The sequence below is a fragment of the Xylophilus sp. GOD-11R genome (genome assembly GCF_033546935.1).
Classification (GTDB): domain Bacteria; phylum Pseudomonadota; class Gammaproteobacteria; order Burkholderiales; family Burkholderiaceae_C; genus Xylophilus.
On record NZ_CP137854.1, the window covers coordinates 3,908,515 to 3,930,272 of the forward strand.

At 69.1% G+C, this 21,758-nt stretch carries 18 protein-coding genes; 10 read left to right on the top strand and 8 right to left on the bottom strand.

From position 1 onward, the window contains the following. Window positions 1-43: 43 nt before the first annotated feature. The 7 genes from R9X41_RS18125 to R9X41_RS18155 all read right to left on the bottom strand — a co-directional run bounded on the left by R9X41_RS18125 (window position 44) and on the right by R9X41_RS18155 (window position 7,761). Window positions 44-826: an SDR family oxidoreductase gene (locus R9X41_RS18125; protein ID WP_318631835.1), complete on the bottom strand. Its 783-nt coding sequence runs from the start codon at window positions 824-826 to the stop codon at window positions 44-46. A 97-nt stretch (window positions 827-923) separates the two neighbouring features. Next, on the bottom strand, window positions 924-1,904 hold the full coding sequence (locus tag R9X41_RS18130; protein WP_412556623.1) for a DMT family transporter: 981 nt from the start codon (window positions 1,902-1,904) through the stop codon (window positions 924-926). Between the two features lie 123 nt (window positions 1,905-2,027). Beyond that, window positions 2,028-3,539, bottom strand: coding sequence for a tripartite tricarboxylate transporter permease (locus R9X41_RS18135; RefSeq protein WP_318631836.1), 1,512 nt, complete (start codon window positions 3,537-3,539; stop codon window positions 2,028-2,030). A 17-nt stretch (window positions 3,540-3,556) separates the two neighbouring features. Next, window positions 3,557-4,045, bottom strand: a complete 489-nt coding sequence (locus R9X41_RS18140; protein WP_318631837.1) for a tripartite tricarboxylate transporter TctB family protein — start codon at window positions 4,043-4,045, stop codon at window positions 3,557-3,559. Window positions 4,046-4,256: 211 nt separating this feature from the next. Then, entirely contained in the window at window positions 4,257-5,990 is a 1,734-nt protein-coding gene (locus R9X41_RS18145) for a type IV pilus assembly ATPase TfpB (RefSeq protein ID WP_412556714.1), read from the bottom strand. A gap of 91 nt (window positions 5,991-6,081) precedes the next feature. Continuing rightward, window positions 6,082-6,855: a class I SAM-dependent methyltransferase gene (locus R9X41_RS18150; RefSeq protein WP_318631839.1), complete on the bottom strand. Its 774-nt coding sequence runs from the start codon at window positions 6,853-6,855 to the stop codon at window positions 6,082-6,084. Window positions 6,856-6,897: 42 nt separating this feature from the next. Beyond that, the gene (locus R9X41_RS18155) at window positions 6,898-7,761 is read right to left on the bottom strand and encodes a TatD family hydrolase (RefSeq protein ID WP_318631840.1); all 864 of its coding nucleotides are present in this window, start codon (window positions 7,759-7,761) and stop codon (window positions 6,898-6,900) included. 160 nt (window positions 7,762-7,921) lie between these two features. On the opposite strand from R9X41_RS18155, the gene R9X41_RS18160 reads away from it, so the two are divergent. The 4 genes from R9X41_RS18160 to R9X41_RS18175 all read left to right on the top strand — a co-directional run bounded on the left by R9X41_RS18160 (window position 7,922) and on the right by R9X41_RS18175 (window position 12,436). Beyond that, window positions 7,922-8,917 carry a S1C family serine protease gene (locus tag R9X41_RS18160; protein WP_318631841.1) on the top strand — a complete coding sequence of 332 codons (996 nt, stop codon included), beginning with the start codon at window positions 7,922-7,924 and terminating at the stop codon, window positions 8,915-8,917. A 182-nt stretch (window positions 8,918-9,099) separates the two neighbouring features. Continuing rightward, a complete protein-coding gene (locus R9X41_RS18165) occupies window positions 9,100-10,107 on the top strand; it encodes an AAA family ATPase (RefSeq protein ID WP_318631842.1) in 1,008 nt (335 codons plus the stop codon). 213 nt (window positions 10,108-10,320) lie between these two features. Then, on the top strand, window positions 10,321-11,271 hold the full coding sequence (locus tag R9X41_RS18170) for a DUF58 domain-containing protein (protein WP_412556624.1): 951 nt from the start codon (window positions 10,321-10,323) through the stop codon (window positions 11,269-11,271). 22 nt (window positions 11,272-11,293) lie between these two features. After that, window positions 11,294-12,436, top strand: coding sequence for a VWA domain-containing protein (locus tag R9X41_RS18175; protein ID WP_318631844.1), 1,143 nt, complete (start codon window positions 11,294-11,296; stop codon window positions 12,434-12,436). 13 nt (window positions 12,437-12,449) lie between these two features. Here R9X41_RS18175 and R9X41_RS18180 read toward each other — a convergent pair whose 3' ends face one another. Next, a complete protein-coding gene (locus R9X41_RS18180) occupies window positions 12,450-13,442 on the bottom strand; it encodes a hypothetical protein (RefSeq protein ID WP_318631845.1) in 993 nt (330 codons plus the stop codon). A gap of 253 nt (window positions 13,443-13,695) precedes the next feature. Here R9X41_RS18180 and R9X41_RS18185 point away from each other — a divergent pair, with 253 nt between their 5' ends. From R9X41_RS18185 to R9X41_RS18210, 6 genes are all read left to right on the top strand, one after another. Then, the gene (locus R9X41_RS18185) at window positions 13,696-14,628 is read left to right on the top strand and encodes a GGDEF domain-containing protein (RefSeq protein ID WP_318631846.1); all 933 of its coding nucleotides are present in this window, start codon (window positions 13,696-13,698) and stop codon (window positions 14,626-14,628) included. 164 nt (window positions 14,629-14,792) lie between these two features. Then, window positions 14,793-16,925: a TonB-dependent siderophore receptor gene (locus R9X41_RS18190; protein WP_412556625.1), complete on the top strand. Its 2,133-nt coding sequence runs from the start codon at window positions 14,793-14,795 to the stop codon at window positions 16,923-16,925. Further along, window positions 16,925-18,511 carry an ABC transporter substrate-binding protein gene (locus tag R9X41_RS18195; protein ID WP_318631847.1) on the top strand — a complete coding sequence of 529 codons (1,587 nt, stop codon included), beginning with the start codon at window positions 16,925-16,927 and terminating at the stop codon, window positions 18,509-18,511. The genes R9X41_RS18190 and R9X41_RS18195 overlap by 1 nt, the downstream gene beginning before the upstream one ends. Continuing rightward, complete coding sequence (locus R9X41_RS18200; RefSeq protein ID WP_318631848.1) at window positions 18,508-19,476, top strand: ABC transporter permease; 969 nt, start codon at window positions 18,508-18,510, stop codon at window positions 19,474-19,476. Before R9X41_RS18195 ends, R9X41_RS18200 begins: the two co-directional genes overlap by 4 nt. After that, window positions 19,473-20,306, top strand: a complete 834-nt coding sequence (locus R9X41_RS18205) for an ABC transporter permease (RefSeq protein ID WP_318631849.1) — start codon at window positions 19,473-19,475, stop codon at window positions 20,304-20,306. Before R9X41_RS18200 ends, R9X41_RS18205 begins: the two co-directional genes overlap by 4 nt. Then, a complete protein-coding gene (locus tag R9X41_RS18210) occupies window positions 20,303-21,739 on the top strand; it encodes an ABC transporter ATP-binding protein (RefSeq protein ID WP_318631850.1) in 1,437 nt (478 codons plus the stop codon). The genes R9X41_RS18205 and R9X41_RS18210 overlap by 4 nt, the downstream gene beginning before the upstream one ends. Window positions 21,740-21,758: the final 19 nt, after the last annotated feature.

Consider the following 21,758-nt stretch of genomic DNA (forward strand, 5'->3'; position numbering starts at 1 on the left):
CGGGGGAGGCGGCCACACGAAGTGGGCAAGCCTGGGGTGGGCGTCAATAGGTCCCGGGGTACGCCCCACCGTCGGCCAGGATGTTCTGGCCATTGAGATACGCCGCCTGCTGGCTGCACAGAAACGCGCAGATCTCGCCGAACTCCTGGGCCGTACCCATCCGACGCGCCGGAATCGACTGGCGCCGCTTCTCGACGATGCTCTCGACGTCCGTTCCCGCCTTCTGTGCCGCATTGGCCATGTTGGACCGAATGCGGTCGGTGTCGAACGAGCCCGGCAGCAGGTTGTTGATGGTCACACCCTTGGCCGCGACCGCGCTGCGTGCCACGCCGGCCACGAAACCGGTCAGCCCGGAGCGCGCGCCGTTGGACAGCCCCAGCGCCTCGATCGGTGACTTCACCGAGCTCGACGTGATGTTGACGATGCGCCCGAAGCCGCGCGCGGCCATGCCGTCGATGGTGGCCTTGATCAACTCGATCGGCGTGATCATGTTGGCATCCACCGCCTTGATCCACGCATCGCGGTCCCAGTCGCGAAAGTCGCCCGGCGGCGGACCGCCCGCGTTGGTGACGACGATGTCGAAGTCCTTGCGGAAGGCGAACACCGCCGCACGGCCTTCCGGCGTGGTGATGTCGACCGCGATCGGCTGCACCTGCACGCCCGAGGACGCTCGCAGCTCAGCCGCCGCCTTTTCCAGGAGTTCGCCGCCGCGCGCGACGATCACCACATTCACACCCTCGCCCGCCAGCGCCGTCGCGCAGCCCAGGCCCAGGCCCTTGCTCGCACCACCCACCAACGCCCACTTGCCGCTCAGACCGAAATCCATGTGATCTCCTCGTTCGAATTGGTCGCAAAACACGAAGCCGCGCGGATCGGCGCGGCTTCGCAAAATGATACGGGTCTGCGCCCTTCCCGGCGCGGACTCAGGCTTTAGCGCGACTGAAGACGAGGATGCCGGCGATCACCAGCACGGTGCCCACGGCCAGCCAGGCGGTGAGCGGCTCGCCGAGCAGTACCACGCCGAGCAGGATGGTCGACAGCGGCCCGACCATGCCGCTCTGCGCGGTGAGCGCCGGGCCGATGCGCTCGATGGCCATCATCACCAGTAACACCGGCACCACGGTGCAGAGCGTGGCGTTCAACACCGACAACCACGCCACTTCCGGCGCCACCGCCAGCACCGACGACAGCGGCTTCAACACCACGAACTGCGCGATGCAGCACAGACAGGCGACGGTGCTCGCCAGGCCCGTCAGCCGCAGCGACCCCAGGCGCTTGACCATCTGGCCGCTGTAGACGAGGTACAGCGCATAGGTGATGGCGCTGCCAAACACCAGCCCGGCGCCCAGCGCGGTGTTGCTGCCGGCGCTTTGCAATTCGCGGCCGAAGACCAGCACCACACCGGCATAGCTGATCGCCATGCCCACGAGTTGCCCACGCAGCACCTTGCGCCGAAACAGAACCCAGCCCAGCAGCAGCACCAGCGTGGGGTTGAGATACAGGATCAGCCGCTCCAGGCTGGCGCTGATGTAGGCCAGCCCGGCGAAGTCGAGAAAACTGCCGAGGTAGTAGCCGGAAAAACCCAGGCCGAAGATGCCCAGCCAGTCGCGGCCGGTAAGGCGGGGCGGCGTCACGCCACCGCGCGGTCGGCCGGCCCACCAGGCCAGCATCACGAACAGCGGCAGTGCGAACAGCATGCGCAGCATGATCAAGGTGACCGCGTCCACATCGTGCCGGTAGGCGAGCTTGACGATGATCGCCTTGCCGCTGAACGCGATGGCGCCGATGGTCGCCAGCACTAGACCACCCGAACGAGACGCCGGAGAGCGCGGCGCGGGGGCGGGCGGGGTGGCGATCGAGGAGGAGGAGGAAGAAGACGGCGGAGCGGAGGGAGAGGAAGACACGAGGCGGCCTGGCAGGTGCGCACGGAAGAAACCGGCCCGGTCGATTATCCCGGCGCATCGACAACCGGCGAAAAAAAACGGCGCCCGAAGGCGCCGTCTTTGGCGGGGTGAGCCGTCGTGGAATCAGTCCTCGACGAACGCTTCCTCGCGCTTGTTCTTGACCGCAGGCAGCAGCACGATGATGAGCAGCAGCACCGCAGCAGCCAGCAGGCCACCCGAGATCGGGCGCTGCACGAACACCGCCCAGCTGCCACGCGACAGCAGCAGCGCACGGCGCAGATTCTCTTCCATCATCGGGCCCAGGATGAAGCCCAGCAGCAGCGGTGCGGGTTCGCAGCCGAGCTTGTGGAAGATGTAGCCGATGATGCCGAAGGCGCCCACCATCCAGATGTCGAAGGTGTTGTTGTTGGTCGAGTACACGCCGATCGCGCAGAACAGGATGATCGACGGGAACAGGTACTTGTAGGGCACCGACAGCAGCTTGATCCACATGCCGATCAGCGGCAGGTTCAGCACGATCAGCATGGCGTTGCCGATCCACATCGAGGCGATCAGGCCCCAGAACAGTTCCGGGTTGCTGGTCATCACCTGCGGGCCGGGCTGGATGTTGTGGATGGTCATCGCACCCACCATCAGCGCCATCACCGCGTTGGGCGGAATGCCCAGCGTCAGCAGCGGGATGAAGGAGGTCTGAGCGCCGGCGTTGTTGGCCGACTCGGGAGCCGCCACGCCGCGGATGTTGCCTTGGCCGAACGGGACTTCGCCGGGTTGCAGCTTGGTCTTCTTTTCGATCGTGTAGGCAGCGAAAGCGGCCAGCAGCGCACCGCCGCCGGGCAGGATGCCCAGTGCAGCGCCGAGGGCGGTGCCGCGCAGCACGGCCGGGATCATGCGCTTGAAGTCCGTCGCGGTGGGGAACAGGCCCGACACCTTGGCGGTGAACACTTCGCGGTCTTCTTCCGGATGCGCCAGGTTGGCGATGATTTCACCGTAGCCGAACACGCCCATGGCGATGGCCACGAAGCCGATGCCGTCGGTCAGTTCGGGGATGTCGAACGAGAAGCGGGCAACGCCCGAGTTCACGTCGGTACCGACCAGGCCCATCAGCAGGCCCAGCACGATCATGGAAACCGCCTTGAGCAGCGAGCCGGAAGCCAGCACCACCGCGCCGATCAGGCCCAGGATCATCAGCGAGAAGTATTCGGCCGGGCCGAACTTGAAGGCGACTTCGGTCAGCGGCGGAGCGAAGGCGGCCAGGATGATGGTGCCGACGCAGCCTGCGAAGAACGAGCCCAGGCCGGCAGCCGCCAGCGCGGGACCCGCCCGACCTCTGCGCGCCATCTGGTAGCCGTCGATCACGGTCACCACCGACGACGATTCGCCCGGCAGGTTCACCAGGATGGCGGTGGTCGAGCCACCGTATTGCGCGCCGTAGTAGATACCGGCCAGCATGATCAACGCCGACACCGGGGGCAGCGCGTAGGTGGCGGGCAGCAGCATGGCGATGGTCGCCACCGGGCCGATGCCGGGGAGCACGCCGATCAGCGTGCCCAAGATACAGCCGATCAGGCAGTACAGCAGGTTGATCGGCGTGAAGGCCACGCCGAAACCGAGCGACAGGTGATTAAACAGATCCATTTTTTATCTCTCGCCGATCAGCCAGTGATGAACGTGGGCCAGACCTGCATCTGGAGCTTCAGGGCCCAGATGAAGGCGACGTAGCTGCCGATGGCGAGCACGGTGGCCAGGATGATGGTCGGCACGATCTTGAACTGGCTGCCGGCCATGCTGCCGATGATGACCAGTGCATAGATGGCGATGATCAGGCCCATGGCGGGCAGGCCGATGCTGGGCAGGCCGCCGAGCAGCACGCCGAACAGCAGGTTGGCGATGATCACGAAGAACAGGGGCTTCCAGGCCCACTTGCCGACCGGGTCGCCGGTTTCGGTCTCGACCACCAGGGCGGTCATCGTGAGGATGGCGCCGAGCACGGCCATCACGACGCCGAGCATCAACGGGAAATAGCCGGGGCCCATGCGGGCTCCGGAGCCGATCGTGTAGTTGGTGGCCCCCCACGCGAACGCGATGCCTACGAAGAGGAACATCAGGCCCGAGAAGAAGTCCTTCTGACTCTTTATCTTCACAGCTCTCTCCAAACACAAAAATTTGAGAATGGCGGATTGTGTGTTGGCAAAAGCCCGATCTCGATGTGGATACCACCTACCGTGGACCAAGGGAAATCCCGGAAACTTGGACGCACCGAAGAGCAAGGCGAGTGCCAGGCGTCGGGAGTGGGCCATTGCACGCCGGCCGACGGCTACGTTCGGCTCCCCACCCAGAAGCCGACCGCGCGCCCTACTCGAGGGTATCCAGCGGCGGCGTAGCCGCCAGCACCTCCTCCAGGGTCGTCAACCCCTCAGCCACCCGAAGGGCCCCGGCCAGCCGCAGAGGCCGCATGCCATCGGTCACCGCCTGCCGGCGCAAGGCGGCGATGCCGGGCTCCTTGTTGACCTTCTCCTTGAAAGCCTCGCTCACGCTGAGCAGTTCGTACAGCCCCATCCGACCGCGATAACCCGTCATGCGGCAATCGACACAGCCGACCGGCTTGTAGGGCTGGTACGGTCCGTTCAACTTCCACGGCTTGACGGCATCCGCCAGGGTCTCGCGCGAGACCTCGTCGGTGTCGGGCTGCCGGCAGGCCGAGCACAGCGTGCGCACCAGTCGCTGCGCCAGCACGCCGAGCAGCGTGGCGTTGAGCAGATAGGGCGGCACGCCGAGCTCCATCAGCCGGGTGACGGCCGAGGGCGCGTCGTTGGTGTGCAGCGTGGAGAACACCAGGTGACCGGTGAGGGCGGCCTGCACTGCCATGTCGGCCGTCTCCAGGTCGCGGATCTCGCCGACCATGATGATGTCCGGGTCCTGCCGCATCATGGCGCGCAGGCCCTCGGCAAAGCCGAAATCCAGCTGCGGCTGCACCTGTGTCTGGTTGAAGGAGGGCTCGATCATCTCGATCGGGTCTTCCACCGTGGTGACGTTGACCTCCTCCGTCGCGACGCGCTTGAGCGTGGAATACAGCGTGGTGGTCTTGCCCGCGCCGGTGGGCCCCGTCACCAGGATGATGCCGTGCGGCCGGCGCACCAGGCTTTCCCAGCGGGCGGCGTCGTGCGGCATGAAGCCGAGCGCGTCGAGGTCCTTCACCGCGGTGTCGGGGTCGAAGATGCGCATGACCATCTTTTCACCGAAGGCGGTGGGCAGCGTGGACAGCCGCATTTCCACTTCGTCGCCGCGCGGGTTGCGGGTCTTGATGCGGCCGTCCTGCGGACGGCGGCGCTCCACCACGTCCATGCGGCCGAGCAGCTTGATGCGCGCGGTCATGGCGTTGAGCACGCCGAGCGGCATCTGATAGACCTGGTGCAGCACGCCGTCGATGCGGAAACGGATCACGCCCTGCTCGCGGCGCGGCTCCAGATGGATGTCGCTGGCGCGCTGGTCGAAGGCGTATTGCCACAGCCAGTCGACGACACGCACCACGCCCTGGTCGTTGGCGTCGAGCTGGCGGTTGCTCTTGCCCAGTTCCACCAGCTGCTCGAAGCTCGCCGCGCCGCTGTTGCCGCCGGCCTTCTGCGCCGCCCGCACCGACTTGGCGAGCGCGAAGAACTCGATGGTGAACTTGTAGATGTCGACCGGATTGGCCACCACCCGCCGCACGCTGCGGCGCGACTGGCGTTCCACCTCCGGCACCCAGTCGGTGAGAAAGGGCTCGGCCGTGGCGACGACGATTTCCTTGCCCGTCACCTGCACCGGCAGCACGCGGTGGCGCTCGGCGTAGGCGGCGCTCATGGTGTCGGCCACCTTGCCCACTTCCACCCGCAGCGGGTCGATGCGCAGATAGGGCAGCCCGGCCTTGGCGGCGAGGTATTCGGTGAGCATTTCCACGTCCATCGGCTTGCCGTCGGACTGCCGCACCACCGCCACGTTGGCCAGGCGCTGCACCGCCGCCTGGCTGCTCTCGGCGCGGGCGCAGCGTGCAATGGTGCGTTCGGCTTCCGCGTCGCTGATGACCGCGTCCTCGCGCATCCAGTCGACCATGCGGCGCCAGGTGAGCGCGCCGACGGTGCCGGTGGCAGGTGGATAGGCGACGGCGCCCTTGTCGGTGGTGGCGGGCTGGGTCATGGCGCGGTCAGTCCAGCGACGCGATGACCGGCTTGAACACCCGCAGCCACTTGGGCGCCGGCAGTCCCCAGCGGGCCTGGATGGTGTCGGCGCGCGCGATCAGCGTGGCGCGGTCGGGGCGACTGACCGTGTGCTGCGCCAGCACCACGGTGTTGCCCTCGCGGGTCGGCCGGAAGGCCCAGACGGCGGTTTCGCCGAAAGCCTCGGAGATCTGCTCCAGGCTGCGCACGTAGCTGGCGTCGCGGCCGAACAGGTTGACCGTCATGCAGCCTTCGTCGGTGAGCAAGGCGCGGCAGTCGCGGTAGAAGTCGGCGCTGTCGAGCACCGGCGCGGCGGCCTCGTCGTCGTACAGGTCGACCTGCAAGGCGTCGACGGTGCCGGCCCATTTGGGTTTACGGATCTCGGCGGCGGCATCGGCCACGATCACGCTGAGGCGTGCATCGTCGGCCGGCAACTTGAACCAGCCGCGACAGGCGTGCACCACCGCCGGGTTGAGCTCGACCGCGGTGGTGCGCATGCGCAGCTTGCGGCGGCTGAACTTGGTGAGTGCGCCGGCGCCCAGGCCGAGTTGCATCGCGTGGCGACGCATGACCGAAGGCGCGTCGACGAAGAGCAGCCAGGCCATCATGCGCTGCACGTATTCCAGCTCGATGTCGTCGGGTGCGTCCAGGCGCATGGAGCCCTGGATCCAGATCGAGCCCAGGTGCAGGCTGCGCACGTCGGCGTAGTCGGAAAAATGCACCTCGGGCAGTGCGGGCGTGCGGCGAGAAGGTCGGCTCATTGGCAGCGAGTGTCGCTGAAAGCGCCCGCCCCGCCGGCCGGATTACACGGTGGACGCATGGCTTTGCATCCAGCGGCGAAGACGCGGCATGGCGTCGCAGGCGTTCTCGGTGGTGGTCCTCGCCAGAAGCTCGGCCGGCATGTCGCGGAGCGCGGCCACGGCCGCGCCGATGGCGGGCAGTTCGACCGGCGAGTTGCGCGCCTGCGGCGAGCCGTCGGCGCGCTGCTGTGCGTCGCGGTAGAGCCAGTGCGGCGGGATGTCGGGCGCGTCGGTTTCCATGACCAGCGACTCCAGCGGTGCCGCCTGCACGATGCGCTGCACCTGGCGGGCGCGATCGAACGTCGACGTGCCGCCAACGCCGAGCTTGAAACCCAGGCCGATGAAGGCGTCGGCCTGCTGCTGGCTGCCGTTGAAGGCGTGGGCGATGCCGCGCCACTGGTGGCGCCCGGCGCCGCTGCCGCCCACTTCACGCAGGTGGCGCAGCACCCGGTCGACCGAGCGCCGGGTGTGCAGCAGCACCGGCAGGTCGAAGCGGCGCGCCAGGCGCAACTGCTCGCGAAAGAAATGCTGCTGCCGCTGGTCGTCGAGGTCGGGCACGAAGTAGTCGAGACCGATTTCCCCCATGGCGACCAGGCGCGGGTCGTCCTGCGAGCGCTCCAGACGCTGCGCGAGGCGGGCCAGGTCGTCGTCGGCAGCGGTGCCGGTGCACAGAGGATGGATGCCCAGCGCGTAGGTGTCGCCGTGCCGCTCGGCCCAACCGGAGACGGCGTCGAAATTGAACACGCCGACGGCCGGCACCACACAGCAGGCCACGCCACGCGCCCGCGCTTTCTGGCGCATGTCGGCGCTGTCGGCGTCGAATTCAGGAGCGTCGAGGTGGCAATGGGTATCGATCCAACGGTTCATCCGGCCGATGATGCCGCAGCCGCATGGAAAAGCCTGTAGCAACTCTCCTGCCAATGCACTTTGTGATTCGAATCGTGCTAGGGTGTTAACGAGAACGCGCATGGCCTGCCGGCCCATGCGCGCTCCATCCCGATGACCTCTTTGATAGGAAGCTTTCGGAATGCGCAGGCCCGCCCTCTACAGCAGCCCCCGTCGCCCTGCGGACGCTTCGCCGCAGGCGCCCGCCGCCGCGATGGCGCCAGCGAATTCGCCGGACGCTCCCCCGCCTGCCGCCGCCTCGGCCGCTTCGGTCGCCAGTACCGACACCCCTCCCCGAAACGCCTCCCGCACCAGCCGCCGGGCCCGCCTGTGGCGCGTCGTCCGTATCGCCACCACACCGGCGCTCGCCGCTGCGGCGCTGGCGGTGGCCGTGGTCGTCGCCCTGCGGCCGGTGGTGCCCCCGATCACCCAGAAGGATGTGGATGCCGCCGTGCGGCACACGCTGGAGAAGGCCGTGCTGCCCTCGGCCGTCGCGCGGGCCGCCGACAAGGTCGCGCCTTCGGTCGTGCGAGTGGTCGCTTACGACAAGAGCGAGAAAATCGGGCGCGGCAAGTACAAGCCCAAGGAAGAAGGCGAGATCGAACGCGGCATCGGTACCGGGGTGGTCATCGTCGACAAGGGCGTGATCCTGACCAACCTGCACGTGGTGGCCGGCGCCGACCACATCCGGGTGACCTTCTCCGACGGGTTGGAAAGCGTGGCGTCGGTCATCAACGTGCAGCAGGAAAACGACCTCGCGGTGCTGCAGGCGCACAAGATTCCGGACGACCTCGCCGCGGCCACGCTCAAGTCGACCGCCTCGCTGCGGCCGGGCGACGAGGTGGCGGCGATCGGGTTTCCGTTCGGCATCGGGCCGTCGGTGTCGTCAGGCATCGTGTCGGGTCTGAAGCGCGGTTTTCTGTCGCCGGAGGGCAAGCAGCAGCTGTCCAACCTGATCCAGTTCGATGCGGCGGCCAATCCTGGCAATTCGGGCGGGCCGCTGCTCACCATGGACGGCGAAGTCGTCGGCATCGTGACCGCGATCCTGAATCCGACGCAGCACCGCACTTTCCTGGGGATCGGGTTCGCCGTGCCGATCGAAAACGCCGCTGCCGCTGCCGGCATGCCACCGTTCTGATGGCTTCCCCCCATTCTTGCCCACTGCATGTGGCCGCACACCCCCCTTCGGGAGGCAACGCTGGCCGTGCGGCGAAGCCGGCGCGGCGGCGCTCCGCGACGGGCTGCGCTTCGCTCGCCGGGATAAGGCAGGACCGTGCGGGAGTGGCCGTGGTATGTCCAATTTTTTGAGTGATGGAGCCTATGGAAAACGCGAGCCGTGAACAGACCGCCACCTTGATGGAGCAGGTGCTCTTCGAGGTCAAACGCATCGTCGTGGGCCAGGACCGCTTTCTGGAGCGGGTGATGGTGGCGCTGCTGGCGCAAGGGCATCTGCTGGTGGAAGGCGTGCCGGGCCTGGCCAAGACGCTGACGGTGAAGACGCTGTCGCAGGCGGTACAAGGCAACTTCCGACGCATTCAGTTCACGCCCGACCTGGTGCCGGCCGATCTGGTGGGCACGCGCATGTACAACCAAAAGACGGGCGAGTTCAGCACCTCGCTCGGGCCGGTGTTCGCCAACCTGCTGCTGGCCGATGAAATCAACCGCGCGCCGGCCAAGGTGCAGAGCGCGCTGCTGGAGGTGATGCAGGAACGCCAGGTCACCATCGCCGGCGAATCGCACCGCGTGCCCTCGCCCTTCGTGGTGCTGGCCACGCAGAACCCGGTGGAGACCGAGGGCACCTATCCACTGCCGGAGGCGCAGGTGGACCGCTTCATGATGAAGGTGCTGGTCGACTATCCGAGCGACGAGGAAGAGTTCGTGATCGTGCAGCGCGCGATCCATCCGCCCGCGCCCGCCACACCGGTCTGCACCACCGCGCAGCTCGCCGAACTGCAGGCCGCGTGCAAGCGGGTCTATATCGATCCGTCGCTGCTGCAATACGCGGTGCGGCTGATCGCCGCCACCCGCCGGCCGCAGGATTTCGGCCTGCCCGACCTGGGCCGCCTGCTGCAGTACGGCGCCAGCCCGCGCGCCACCATCAATCTGGCCGAAGGCTGCCGCGCGCTGGCGATGATGCGCGGCCGCGACTACGCGCTGCCGGAAGACATGGCCGACCTGGTGCCGGACGTGATGCGGCACCGGATGTCGCTGTCGTACGAGGCGCTGTCCGAAGGCGTGACAGCCGATCAGTTGATCGACAAGCTGATGGCGCAGGTGCCCAAGCCGCCGAAGCCGTTGGCGCATGCTTATGACAAACAAGCGGCTTGAACAAGTGGCTCTCCCCCAGGCTTGCCCACTTCGTGTGGCCGCCTACCCCCTCACCGGGGGCGGTGGTGGAGTGGCTCTCCCCCAGGCTACGCACTTCGTGTCTTCGCCCACCCCCCTCGCCGGGGGCGGGGGGCTGGCTCGGCGGAGCCTCGCTGCCACGCCTCTTCGGCAGTCGGCCTTGCTTCGCCCGGCCTCCGCTTTTGTCGGTGGTGAATGATGAAAAAGCGCGCTGATGCTCCTGGTGTCGCTGTGGCTACGCCCGAGTCGGCTGCCGCCTTGCTGCGGCGGGTGGAGTGGACGGCGTTACGGCGGCTCGACGGGTTGTTGCAGGGCGGGTTTCCGACCGCGTCGCGCGGGTCGGGGATGGACCTGGCCGATCTGCGGGAGTACCAGCCGAGCGACGACGTTCGGCACATCGACTGGAACGTCACCGCGCGTTCGGCGCAGCCGCATGTGCGGGTGTTCACCGAAGACCGCGAGATGAGCGCCTGCCTCATCGCCGACGGCAGCGGCTCGATGGACTTCGGCTCGAGCCCGCGCACCAAACGCGTCGTGCAGACCGAGTTCATCGCGTTGATGGCGCAGCTCTTCACGCGCCACGGCAACCGGGTGGGCGGACTGCTCGGGGGTACCGGCAACGCGGGCTGGCTGCCGGCGCGTGGTGGGCGGGCGCAGGTGATGCATCTGCTGGAGCAGTTGCAAAAACGGCGTCCGCCGGCCCAGGACGATGGTGGCCTGGCCGCGTGGCTGCAGGCCGCCGGACGGGGGCTGAAACGACGCTCGACAGTTTTCGTGGTCTCCGATTTCATCAGCCCGCCGGGCTGGGAACGTCCGCTGGCGCGGCTGGCCGAACGGCACGACGTGATCGCGGTGCGGCTGGTCGATCCGCTGGAGCAAAGCCTGCCGGACGTGGGCCTGCTGACCCTGCGCGACGCCGAGACCGGCGAGCAGATGCTGGTCGACACGCACGACCGGGTGTTCCGCCAGCGGTTCGCCCGGGCGGCCGCCGCGCGCGAGGCGCAGCTGCGCCAGAGCTTCGCCGACGCCGGTGCCGACGCGCTGGAAGTGGCCACCGATTGCGACCTGCCCGACGCCATCGCGCGCTTTGCCGACCTGCGACGCCGCCGCGCGCGCCGGCTGGCCTCACCGGCGCGGGTCGCCTGACTTCGCTTTCAAACTCCACCCCATGCCGCCGTCCGCACCGCCCTCCTCTTCGTTCACCACGCTGATCGCGTCGTGGCTGGCCCACGTGCGCGAATGGCTCGCCACCGTGCCCACGCCGGACTTCCTCTGGCCGCAGTTTCTCTGGTTGCTGCTCCTGCTGCCGGTACTGGTGTTGCTCTATATCTGGATGCTGGGCCGCCGCCGCAAGCTGGCGGTGCAGTACGCCAGCCTGTCGCTGGTACGCGAAGCCATGGGCAAGGGCCCGGGCTGGCGCCGTCACCTGCCGCCCGTGCTGATGTTGCTGGCGCTGGCTGCGATGCTGCTGGCCGCCGCGCGTCCGGTGGCGGTGATTTCGCTGCCATTGCAGCAACAAACCATCATGCTGGCCATCGACGTTTCGGCCAGCATGCGCGCCACCGACGTGCAGCCCAACCGCATGGTCGCGGCGCAGCAGGCGGCCAAATCCTTCATCGCCGAGCTGCCGCGCCGGGTGCGGGTGGGCGTGGTCGCCTTCGCCGGCAGCGCCCAGGTGGCGCAGTTGCCGACCCAGTCGCGTGAAGACCTCGAAAAAGCCATCGACAGCTTTCAGCTGCAGCGCGGCACCGCCACCGGCAACGGCATCGTGATGGCACTGGCCACGCTGTTTCCCAACAGCGGGATCGAGATGTCGGCCCTCGGCGCCGACCGGCCCGGCCTGCGCGCATCGGGCTCGCTCGACGAGAACCGCCAACAGGCGCAAACCGCACCGCCCGCGCCGGTGGCGCCGGGCTCCTACGGCTCGGCCGCCATCGTGATGCTGACCGACGGCCAGCGCACCACCGGGGTCGATCCGCTGGAAGCAGCGCAGATCGCCGCCGACCGGGGCGTGCGGGTTTACACCGTCGGTGTGGGCACCCGCGACGGCGACACCATCGGCTTCGAGGGCTGGTCGATGCGGGTGAAGCTCGACGAGGAAACCCTCAAGGCCATCGCCACCAAGACACAGGCCGAATATTTCTACGCCGGCACCGCCGCCGACCTGAAGAAGATCTACGACACCCTCAGCTCGCGCCTGTCGGTGGAGAAGCACGAGACCGAGATCTCTGCCCTGTTCGCGCTGGTCGCGGCCGGTTTCGCGGTGATGGCCTCGCTGCTGTCGCTTTGGTGGTTCAACCGGGTGGGTTGACGCCGGACCACCGCTAGGACGACGTGGTCGAGTGGCTCGCGGAAGAACTCGTCGCCGAATTGCGTTCAGGCCGGGGCGGTAGCGCGGATGGTTTGTGCAGGGCGGTCCGGGCAGCCTGCGCAATCTTCGCTTCATGACCCCGCTGCATATCGTGCGTCCACATATCGAAGGCCAGGTACTGGTTCGCCGCCGTATAGCCCTGGATTTTCATGCTCGGGGGCAGACTGAACGGGGCCAGGCCCGCCTTCAGACGCCAGTCGTTCATGGCATCTTCCCAATACGTGGTTCTGGTACTGGCGGCCGCCTGCCACCCATAGTGCATCCTGATGTGTCCCAGCAACCTGTCCTTGTCACCATGCCGGGCGTAGAAAGCCATGGCCGTTTCGTAGTAGCCGGGATCGTCCAAGAAGATGCCGATGTCGATGCCGCTGTGGGTCAGGATTTCCTGCCTCACCTGAAGCTGGTTCAGCACGGCCTCCGCCTCCAGGCCAACCACGAACTTGCCGAAGTCCAGGTCGCTTGGAAACCTTCGCGGAAAAATGGTGCCCTGGAATGCATGGCGTGCTTCATGAGCCAGTGCTTGAACGGAAATCAGTGGCCAGTCGATCGTCAGGCGGATGGTTTTGGCCCAGGTGCGGCATTGGTTCGTGTTCGTGGGCGACCAGTCGATGCGCCAGCCCGCCCGCGCCAGCGCATCGAGCTGGCCCTTGAGCAGGGGCGACTGCTCGATCAATGGCCCGAGCAACTGCCACATCGCCGGGTGATTGGAAGCGGGGTACATCAAGGGCTGCGCCAGTGCCGGGTGCATCGTTCGTGGCGCGGTGAAATCACCCGACCGGCAAGCAGTGGACTCGAAACGAAGGCCGGCCAGGGCCGGCACGGCGGCTTCGACGGTGACCGTAGGCAGCTCAGGCGTCGGCGACGCGATGGGCTTTCTCGGCAGGCCGGTCGCCCGACATGGAACCAATTTCTGGCTGGAAGATGGATGGATACTGGTTTGGCGCATCCACCGAGGATCGGACCCGCTTTCCGCTTCGCCAGTCCGCCACCCGAAATGCCGACCATGGCCGCGAAGTCTGCAGCGCGATGCATCGGCTGATGCCGACGAGCGCCCTGCCAGGGGTGGAAATGAAGCATTTCACGATCCTTGGAACCGACTGTGGCTTTCCGTCCGCGCGCATCCCGCATTCGCACCCCGCACACCCAAGCTGCATCGACAATAGCCCGTTCAGCACCGCCCCATCTCCTTGCGCCTCGCCGTGAACAACATCGAACCCGACAGCGACGTCTACCGCACCCTGCTCGAATCCACCAAGGCCATTCCCTGGAAGATCGACTGGGCCACCGCCACCTTCGCCTATGTCGGCCCGCAGATCGAGCAGCTGCTCGGCTGGAAGCCCGACACCTGGATGACGGTCAACGACTGGGCCGAGCGCATGCATCCCGACGACCGCGCCTGGGTGGTCGACTTCTGCATCGCGCAATCGCAGGCCGGCACCGACCACGAGGCCGATTACCGTGCGCTCACCTCCAGCGGCGGCTACGTATGGATCCGCGACGTGGTGCACGTGGAACGCGACGCGCAGGGCGCGCCGGTGGCGCTCATCGGCTTCATGTTCGACATCACCGAGCAGAAGAAGACCGAACAGAAACTGCTGGAGCTGCAGCGCCAGCTCGAAATGCTGTCCTTCCAGGACGGCCTGACCGGCGTGGCCAACCGCCGCAAGTTCGACGTGGTGTTCGAGGAGGAATGGGCCAAGGCGCGCCGTACCGGCCAGCCGCTGTCGATGATCCTGTTCGACATCGACTGCTTCAAGCAATACAACGACTGCTACGGCCATGTGCAGGGGGACGACTGCCTGCGCCGGGTCGGCGAGGCGCTCGGCAACACCACCCGCGCCGAAACCGATTTCTTCGCGCGCTACGGCGGCGAGGAATTCGTGCTGGTGCTGCCGTCCACCCACGCCCTGGGCGCCCGAGCCATCGCCGAGCGCTGCCACGAATCCATCGCACTGGCGCGCATTCCGCACGCGGCCTCGCCGGTAGGGCCGCTGGTCACGGTGAGCATCGGCGTCGGCACCATCGTGCCCACGGCCGACGACCGTCCCACCGACTTTCTGATCTCGGTCGACCGCCGCCTCTACCGCGCCAAGCAGGAAGGCCGCAACCGCATGGTGGCCGACACGGCCTGAAGCGCGCGCTGCGCATCGTCATCGCCGCGACTTGAAACGCGGGCACCATGCCCAGTTCCGTCCTGCCAGCGGCAGTCCGCCGTCCGTCAGCATGAATCCGATCTGATCGTCTGTCGTGCCAGGTGCGGGCCGCGCCGCGGATGCCCTCACGCCTTGTCGACCCGATGATTCCAACGCTCCGCCGCAAGCGCACCGTCGCGCTCCACCCGCTCTCCGTGGCCTTCGCCGCCCTGCTCTGCGAACCGGCGATGGCGCACGAAGAACTCACCGCCGTCGAGGTCGTCGGCCAGCGCGAATCCTCCGGCTACCACGCCGAAGAAGTCGCGGGCGCCAAGACCGAGCTGCGGGCACACGAGTTGCCGCAGTCGGTGCGGGTGCTGCCCCGCCAAGCCCTCGACGACCTGGCCGCCACACGGCTGGACGAGGTGCTCGACTACGCCAGCGGTGTCTCGCGCCAGAACACCGTCGGCGGCCTGACCGACGCCATCGCGATCCGCGGCCTGCCCGGCAACGAAGACACCGGCTTGGCGACGCTGCTCAACGGTTTCTCGGCCAACCGGGGCTACAACGCGCCGCGCGACCTGGCCGGCGTGGAGCGGATCGAGTTCCTCAAGGGCCCGGCCGCCGCGCTGTACGGCAGCAGCGAGCCAGGCGGCACGATCAACGTCGTCTCCAAACGGCCGCTCTGGCGCACCGCCCGCTCGGCCGAGGTGTCGGTCGGCGACCTCGGGCTGCGCCGTGCCGCCGTCGACCTGAGCGGCCCGATCAGCGAGAACTTCGCCTATCGCCTGAACGTGGCCGCCGAAAAGCGCGACGGCTTCCGTGACTTCGTCGGCTCCGAGCGCCAGGTGGTGGCACCGGCCTTCACCTGGAAACTCAGCCGCAGCACGGTGCTGGAATACGTCGGCGAATACCTGAACCACCAGGCGCCGCTCGACCGTGGCGTGGTCGCCGTGAACAACCGGCTCGGCGCCATTCCCGCCAGCCGTTTCCTCGGCGAGCCGGCCGACGGCGACGCCACCGCCCGCAACCTGTCGCACCAATTCGCGCTGTCGCACGATTTCAATGCCGACTGGCGTGGCCGGCTGGCGGTGTCGCAACGCGAGGCGACCATCAAGGGCTTCTCGACCGAGGCGACCGCACTGCGGGCCGACGGCTTCCTGACGCGCCAGCGCCGCTACCGCGACTACGGCTCCGACGACGCCGCGGTGCAGGCCGAGCTGCACGGTCGCCTGATGGCCGGCGGCCTGGAACACGAGTTGCTGGTCGGCGTGGAGGCCTATCGTTTCAAGCTCAACACCTTTCTGCTGCGGGCCAACCCGACCGCCGCCGCGCCCTACGCCATCGACATCTACAACCCCGTCTACGGCCAGGCACAGCCGGTGCCGCCGCTCAACACCGACACCCGCGAGGTGCAGCGCAATACCGCGCTTTACCTGCAGGACGCTATCCGGCTGTCCGAACAATGGCGCCTGGTCGCCGGCGTGCGGCTGGACGCCTACGACCAGTCGCTGGAAAACCGCCGCACCGGCCACCAGACCGGCCAGGAGCCGAACGCGACCTCGCCGCGCCTGGGCCTGAGCTGGCTGCCCACGCCGCAATGGACGGTGTATGCAAACGCCGGCCGCTCCTTCCGGCCCAACGCCGGATCGGACGCGGCCGCGAACGGCTTCGACCCCGAAACCGGTCGCTCGCTCGAGCTCGGCGCCAAGTGGGAAAGCGCGGACAAGCGCCTGGGCGCCAGCGCCGCGCTGTTCGACATCCGCAAGCGCAACGTGCTCACCGCCGACCCGGCCAACGCCGGCTTCTCGGCCGCCGCCGGCAAAGTGCGCAGCCGGGGCCTGGAATTCGACCTGTCCGGCCGGCTCAGCCTGCACTGGCGCGTCAGCGCGGCGCTGGCTTTGAACGACGTCGAGATCACCGAAGACAACACGCTGGAAGTGGGCGGCCGGCTGCTCAATGCCCCGCGGGTCAACGGCAGCGTGCTGGCCTTGTACGAGGACGTGCTTTCCAACGGCCAGCGCTTCGGCGTGGGCGGTGGCGTGGTGCACGTGGGCAAGCGCCTCGGCGCGCCACGCACCCAGGCCGAGGCGGCTGCCGGCACGCTGGCTTTCGAGCTGCCCGACTACACCACCGCCAAGCTGCTGGCATGGTGGCGCGTCACGCCCACCATGCGGGTATCGCTCAACGTCGACAACCTCTTCGACAGCACCTACTACGCCAGTTCGTACAACCGCGTCTGGGTGGCGCCGGGCAGCACCCGTGCGGTCACGGTCGGCCTGCAGGCGATGTTCTGATGCGCGCCCCCGTCCCGCTCCTCAACCGCCGGCAGGCGCTGCAATGGGCCGCCGCCGGCCTGGGCGGCATCGGCCTGGGCGCCGGCGCGCAGACCGCGAGGACCGCGAGGACCGCCACACCTGCGGCCGCCGCGCCGCTGCTCATCGTCGGCCCCTGGGAGATCTCCGGCCTGGCGCCCGCCAACAGCGGCTACATGTTCACCCGCATGCAGATCGCCGAGACCCTGATGGGCGCGCACGACGACGGCACGCCCGCGCCGGCCCTGGCCGAGCGCTGGAGCGCGTCGCCCGACGGCCTGACCTGGCAGTTTCAGCTGCGGCCGGCCGCGCGTTTTCACGATGGCACCCCGGTCACCGCCGCCGCCGTGCTGCCCTGCCTGCACCGGGCGCGGGTCGCGCCTTCGCTGCTGAGCGTGGCGCCCATCGCATCGATCGAGGCCGAGGGCGCGCACATCATCGCGATCCGGCTGCTGTCGCCCTACGCCGGCCTGCCTTCGCTGCTGGCGCACAGCAGCACCATGGTGCTGGCACCGTCGAGCTACAACGCCGCCGGACAGGTGCGCGCCGTGGTCGGCACCGGGCCGTACCGCGCGACCCGGGTCGAGCCGCCGCAGGCCGTCGAAGCCGCCGTGTTCGACCAGTACGACGGCCCGCGCCCGGCCATCGCGCGCATCCGCTACCTCACCGCCAGCCGCTCCGAAACCCGCGCGCTGATGGCCGAAAGCGCCCAGGCCGACCTGGCCTACGGGCTCGACCCGGTCAGCATGACGCGGCTGCGCAAGCGCGGGCGGGTGCGCCTGGATACCGTGACCCTGCCGCGCACCGTCATCGTCAAGCTCAACGCCGGCCTTCCTGCGCTGCGCGATGCGCGCGTGCGCCGTGCGCTCAGCCTGGCCATCGACCGCGACGGCATCGCGCGAGCCTTGCAACGCGACCCCGGACTCGCCGCCGGCCAGCTGTTTCCACCCATCATGGCCGGCTGGCATGACCCTGCCCTGGCGCCGCTGGCCTTCGACCCCCAGGCCGCCGCGCGCCTGCTGACAGAAGCCGGCTGGCGGCGCGGCGCGGACGGCCTGCGCGATACCGACGGCCAGCCGCTGCGGCTGGTGCTGCGCACCTTCGTCGACCGGCCCGAACTGCCGGTTTTCGCTACCGCGCTGCAGGAGCAGTGGCGGCAGGCCGGCATCGCGGTGCGGGTGAGCATCGGCAATTCGGGCGACGTGCCGCTGGGCCACCGCGACGGCAGCCTGGAGCTGGCGCTGGCCGCGCGCAACTACGGCACGGTGCCCGACCCGGTCGGCACGCTGCTGCAGGACTTCGGACCGCAGGGCGGCGACTGGGGTGCGATGGGCTGGGCCAGCGACGCGGTCGTGCAGGCCCTGCTCGAACTCGCCCAGGGCCGGCCCGACCCGGCACGCGCCGCCCGGCTGCGCGCGCAGGTCGCCGCCGTGCTGCAGGCCGAGCTGCCGGTGATTCCGGTCACCTGGTATCGCCAGCAGGTTGCCGTGAGCGCGCGGCTGCGCGGTGTCAGCCTCGACCCGCTGGAGCGTTCCTACCGACTCGACCGCATGGAGTTCCTGGCATGAATCCACCACGTTCCCCCTGGCTCGCGCTGCTGGTGCGGCGGGGCTTTCAGATCGTCGCGCTGGCGCTGATCGTGGGCACGCTGTGCTTCTTCATGGCCCGCGCGCTGCCCGGCGACCTCGCCACCCGCATCGCCGCCGGCCGCTACGGCTACGACCTGGTCAACAACGCCGCCGCCGACGCGGTGCGCGCCGAACTCGGCCTGGACCGACCGCTGTGGCTGGCGCTGCTGCACTGGTGGGGCGACATCGCCCGCTTCGACCTGGGCCTGTCGGTGGTCTCCGGCAACACGGTGTGGAGCGCGGTCGCGCACCACCTGGAAAGCACCCTGGAACTGTCGGTCGCCTCGCTCGTCGTGGCCGCGCTGGTGGGCCTGCCGGCGGGCATCTGGTCCGGCCTGCATGCCGGCGGCTGGATCGACCGGGCCACGCTCGCCGTGGCCGTCGTGCTGCGGGCCACGCCCTCGTTCCTGCTGGCAGTGCTGCTGATGGTCGGGTTGGCGGTGCAGCTCGACTGGGTTCCGGTGGCCGGCGACGAGGACCACGGCAGCCTGATCCTGCCCGCCCTCACCCTGGGCCTGGGCCTGGCCGCCGGACTGGCGCGGGTGACACGCGCGGCCATGCGCGAGGCCGCCGCATCGCCCTCGTTCGAATTCGCGCGGGTCAAGGGCCTGAGCGACTGGCAGGCGCTGGTACGCCACGGGCTGCGGCAGGCGGCCGTGCCGGTGGTCGCCTACCTGGGCGTGCATGCGGTCTTTCTGGTCGAAGGAGCCGTCGTGGTCGAGACGCTCTTCGCCTGGCCCGGTGTCGGCCACGCGCTGGTGCATGCGGTCTTCGGCCGCGACGTGCCGATGATCCAGGGCACCGCCCTGAGCATGGGCCTGCTGTTCGTGCTGTTCAACCTGGCGGTCGACGCCACCTGCCTGGCGCTGGACCCGCGCCGCCGCCATACCGGAGCCGCCGCATGAGCGCCGTCCTCGACATTCCCGTGCTGGCCGAACGCGCGCAGCGCCAGCGTTCCTGGCGTCGCAACGCCGGCTTCGGCGTGATGCTGACGGTGGCCGCCTTCGCCATCGCCGGACCGGCGCTCGTCGGCATCGACCCGGCGGTGCAGACGCTGTCCGACACCCTCGCGCCACCCGGCCCGGGCGACTGGCTCGGCAAGGACGTGCTGGGCCGCAGCGCGCTGGCCCGGCTCGCGTACGCAGCGCAGCTGTCGCTCGGACTCGCATTGCTGTCGGCCGTCACCGCCGCCGTGCCCGGCGTGCTGCTGGGCATCGCCGCGAGCTGGTGCGGCGGGCGTCTCGACCGTGCGCTGGCCCTGCTGGCCGACGCGGTGCTGTCGGTGCCCGGGCTGCTGCTGGTGCTGCTCTTCGCGGCCATCGCGCCGGGGCGGCACTGGGCGCTCTACGTGGGGCTGTCGCTGTCGCTGTGGGTCGAATATTTCCGCGTGTCGCGCGCGGCGGCCCGCTCGGTGCTGCACAGCGATGCGGTGCAGGCTTCCGGACTGCTGGGCTTCGGGCCGGCCCACATCCTGGCGCGCCACCTGCTGCCGGCACTGATGCCGGTACTGGCCACGCTGTTGGCCTTCAGCGCGGCGCAGGCGGTGCTGGCGCTGGCCGCGCTCGGCTTCATCGGCGTCGGCCTGCAGCCGCCCGCGCCCGAGCTCGGCTTGATGATGATCGAGTCGCTTCCCTACTACGACGAGGCGCCCTGGCTCATCGCCGCGCCGGTCGTCTTGCTGATGCTGCTGGTGCTGGGCATGACGCTGCTGGCCGGCGACGGAGACACCGCATGAGCCCGAGCTCCCGCGACCCGCTGCTGGCCGTCGAAGGCCTGTCGGTCCACGTCGGCCGCCGCGCCTTGCTGCGCGAGGTGAGCTTCTGCCTGCGCCCGGGCGAATCGCTGACCCTGCTTGGCGAGAGCGGCGCCGGCAAGTCGCTGATGGCACAGGCGGTCATCGGCAACCTGCCGGCCGCGCTCACCGCCGGCGGCTCGGTGCTGGTGGACGGCCGCCGCAGCCGCGCCGACGACCACCGCGCCCGCCGCGCGCTCTGGGGCCGCAGCCTGGCGCTGTTGCCGCAGGAGCCCGCGCTGGCGCTCGACCCGCTGATGCGGGTGGCGCGGCAGTGGCACGAGTCGCTGTCGCTGGTGCGCGGCATGGGCTCGTCACCGGCCCGTGCGACGACTGCCGAAGGCCTGCGCGCCGCCGGGCTGCGAGATGCCGGCGGCCACTACCCCTGGCAGCTGTCGGGCGGCATGGCCCAGCGCGCGGCCGCCGGCATCGCCATGGCCGGCGGCGCCCGGGTGCTGCTGGCCGACGAGCCCACCAAGGGCCTCGACGCCCACTGGCGCGACCGCACGGTCGAGCTCCTGCAATCGGTGCAGCGGGCCGGTGGCTGCGTGGTCGTCATCACCCACGACCTGCGCGTGGCCCGTGCGCTTGGCGGCCAGTTGATGGTGCTGCGCGGCGGCGAAGTGGTGGAACACGGCGGCACCGAACAGGTGCTGGCAAGGCCCACGCACGCCTTCACCCGGCAGCTCATCGCGGCCGATCCGGCGCATTGGCCGATCCGCACCGCGCCCGCTCCCGGCGGTCCCTTGCTGGAGGCGCGCGCCCTGTCCAAGCGCTACGGCAGCCAGGTGCTGTTCGACGCGGTGGACCTGCGGGTGCGTGGCGGCGAACGCCTGTCGGTGCAGGGGCCGAGCGGCACCGGCAAGAGCACGCTGGGCAACGTGCTGCTGGGCTTGAGCCATGCCGACCACGGCACGCTTCACCGCGCCGACGGCCTGTCGCCCACCGCCTTTCAGAAGCTCTACCAGGACCCGGCCGCGTCGTTCGCGCCGCGTGCCAGCCTCCGCACGTCCTTGCGCGACGTGGCCCTGCGCCACGGCGCCGGCTGGAACACCGTCGAGCAACGGCTCGAGCGCCTCGGCGTGGCCGGCGACCTGCTCGCGCGCCGGCCCTCGGAAGTCTCCGGCGGCGAATTGCAGCGCATCGCCCTGGCGCGGGTGCTCATCACCCGCCCCGCATTGCTGTTCGCCGACGAGCCCACCTCGCGGCTCGACCCGGTGACCCAGCAGCAAGGCATGGCGGTGCTGCTCGACGCGCTAGACGACTCCGGCGCCGCGCTGCTGCTGGTGACGCACGACGAGGACATCGCCCGCGCCGTGGGCGGCGCCACGCTGCGGCTGGGCGCGCGACAGCAGCCGGCGGCGATGGCGGCCTGACCGTCTGCGGTGTCTGCCC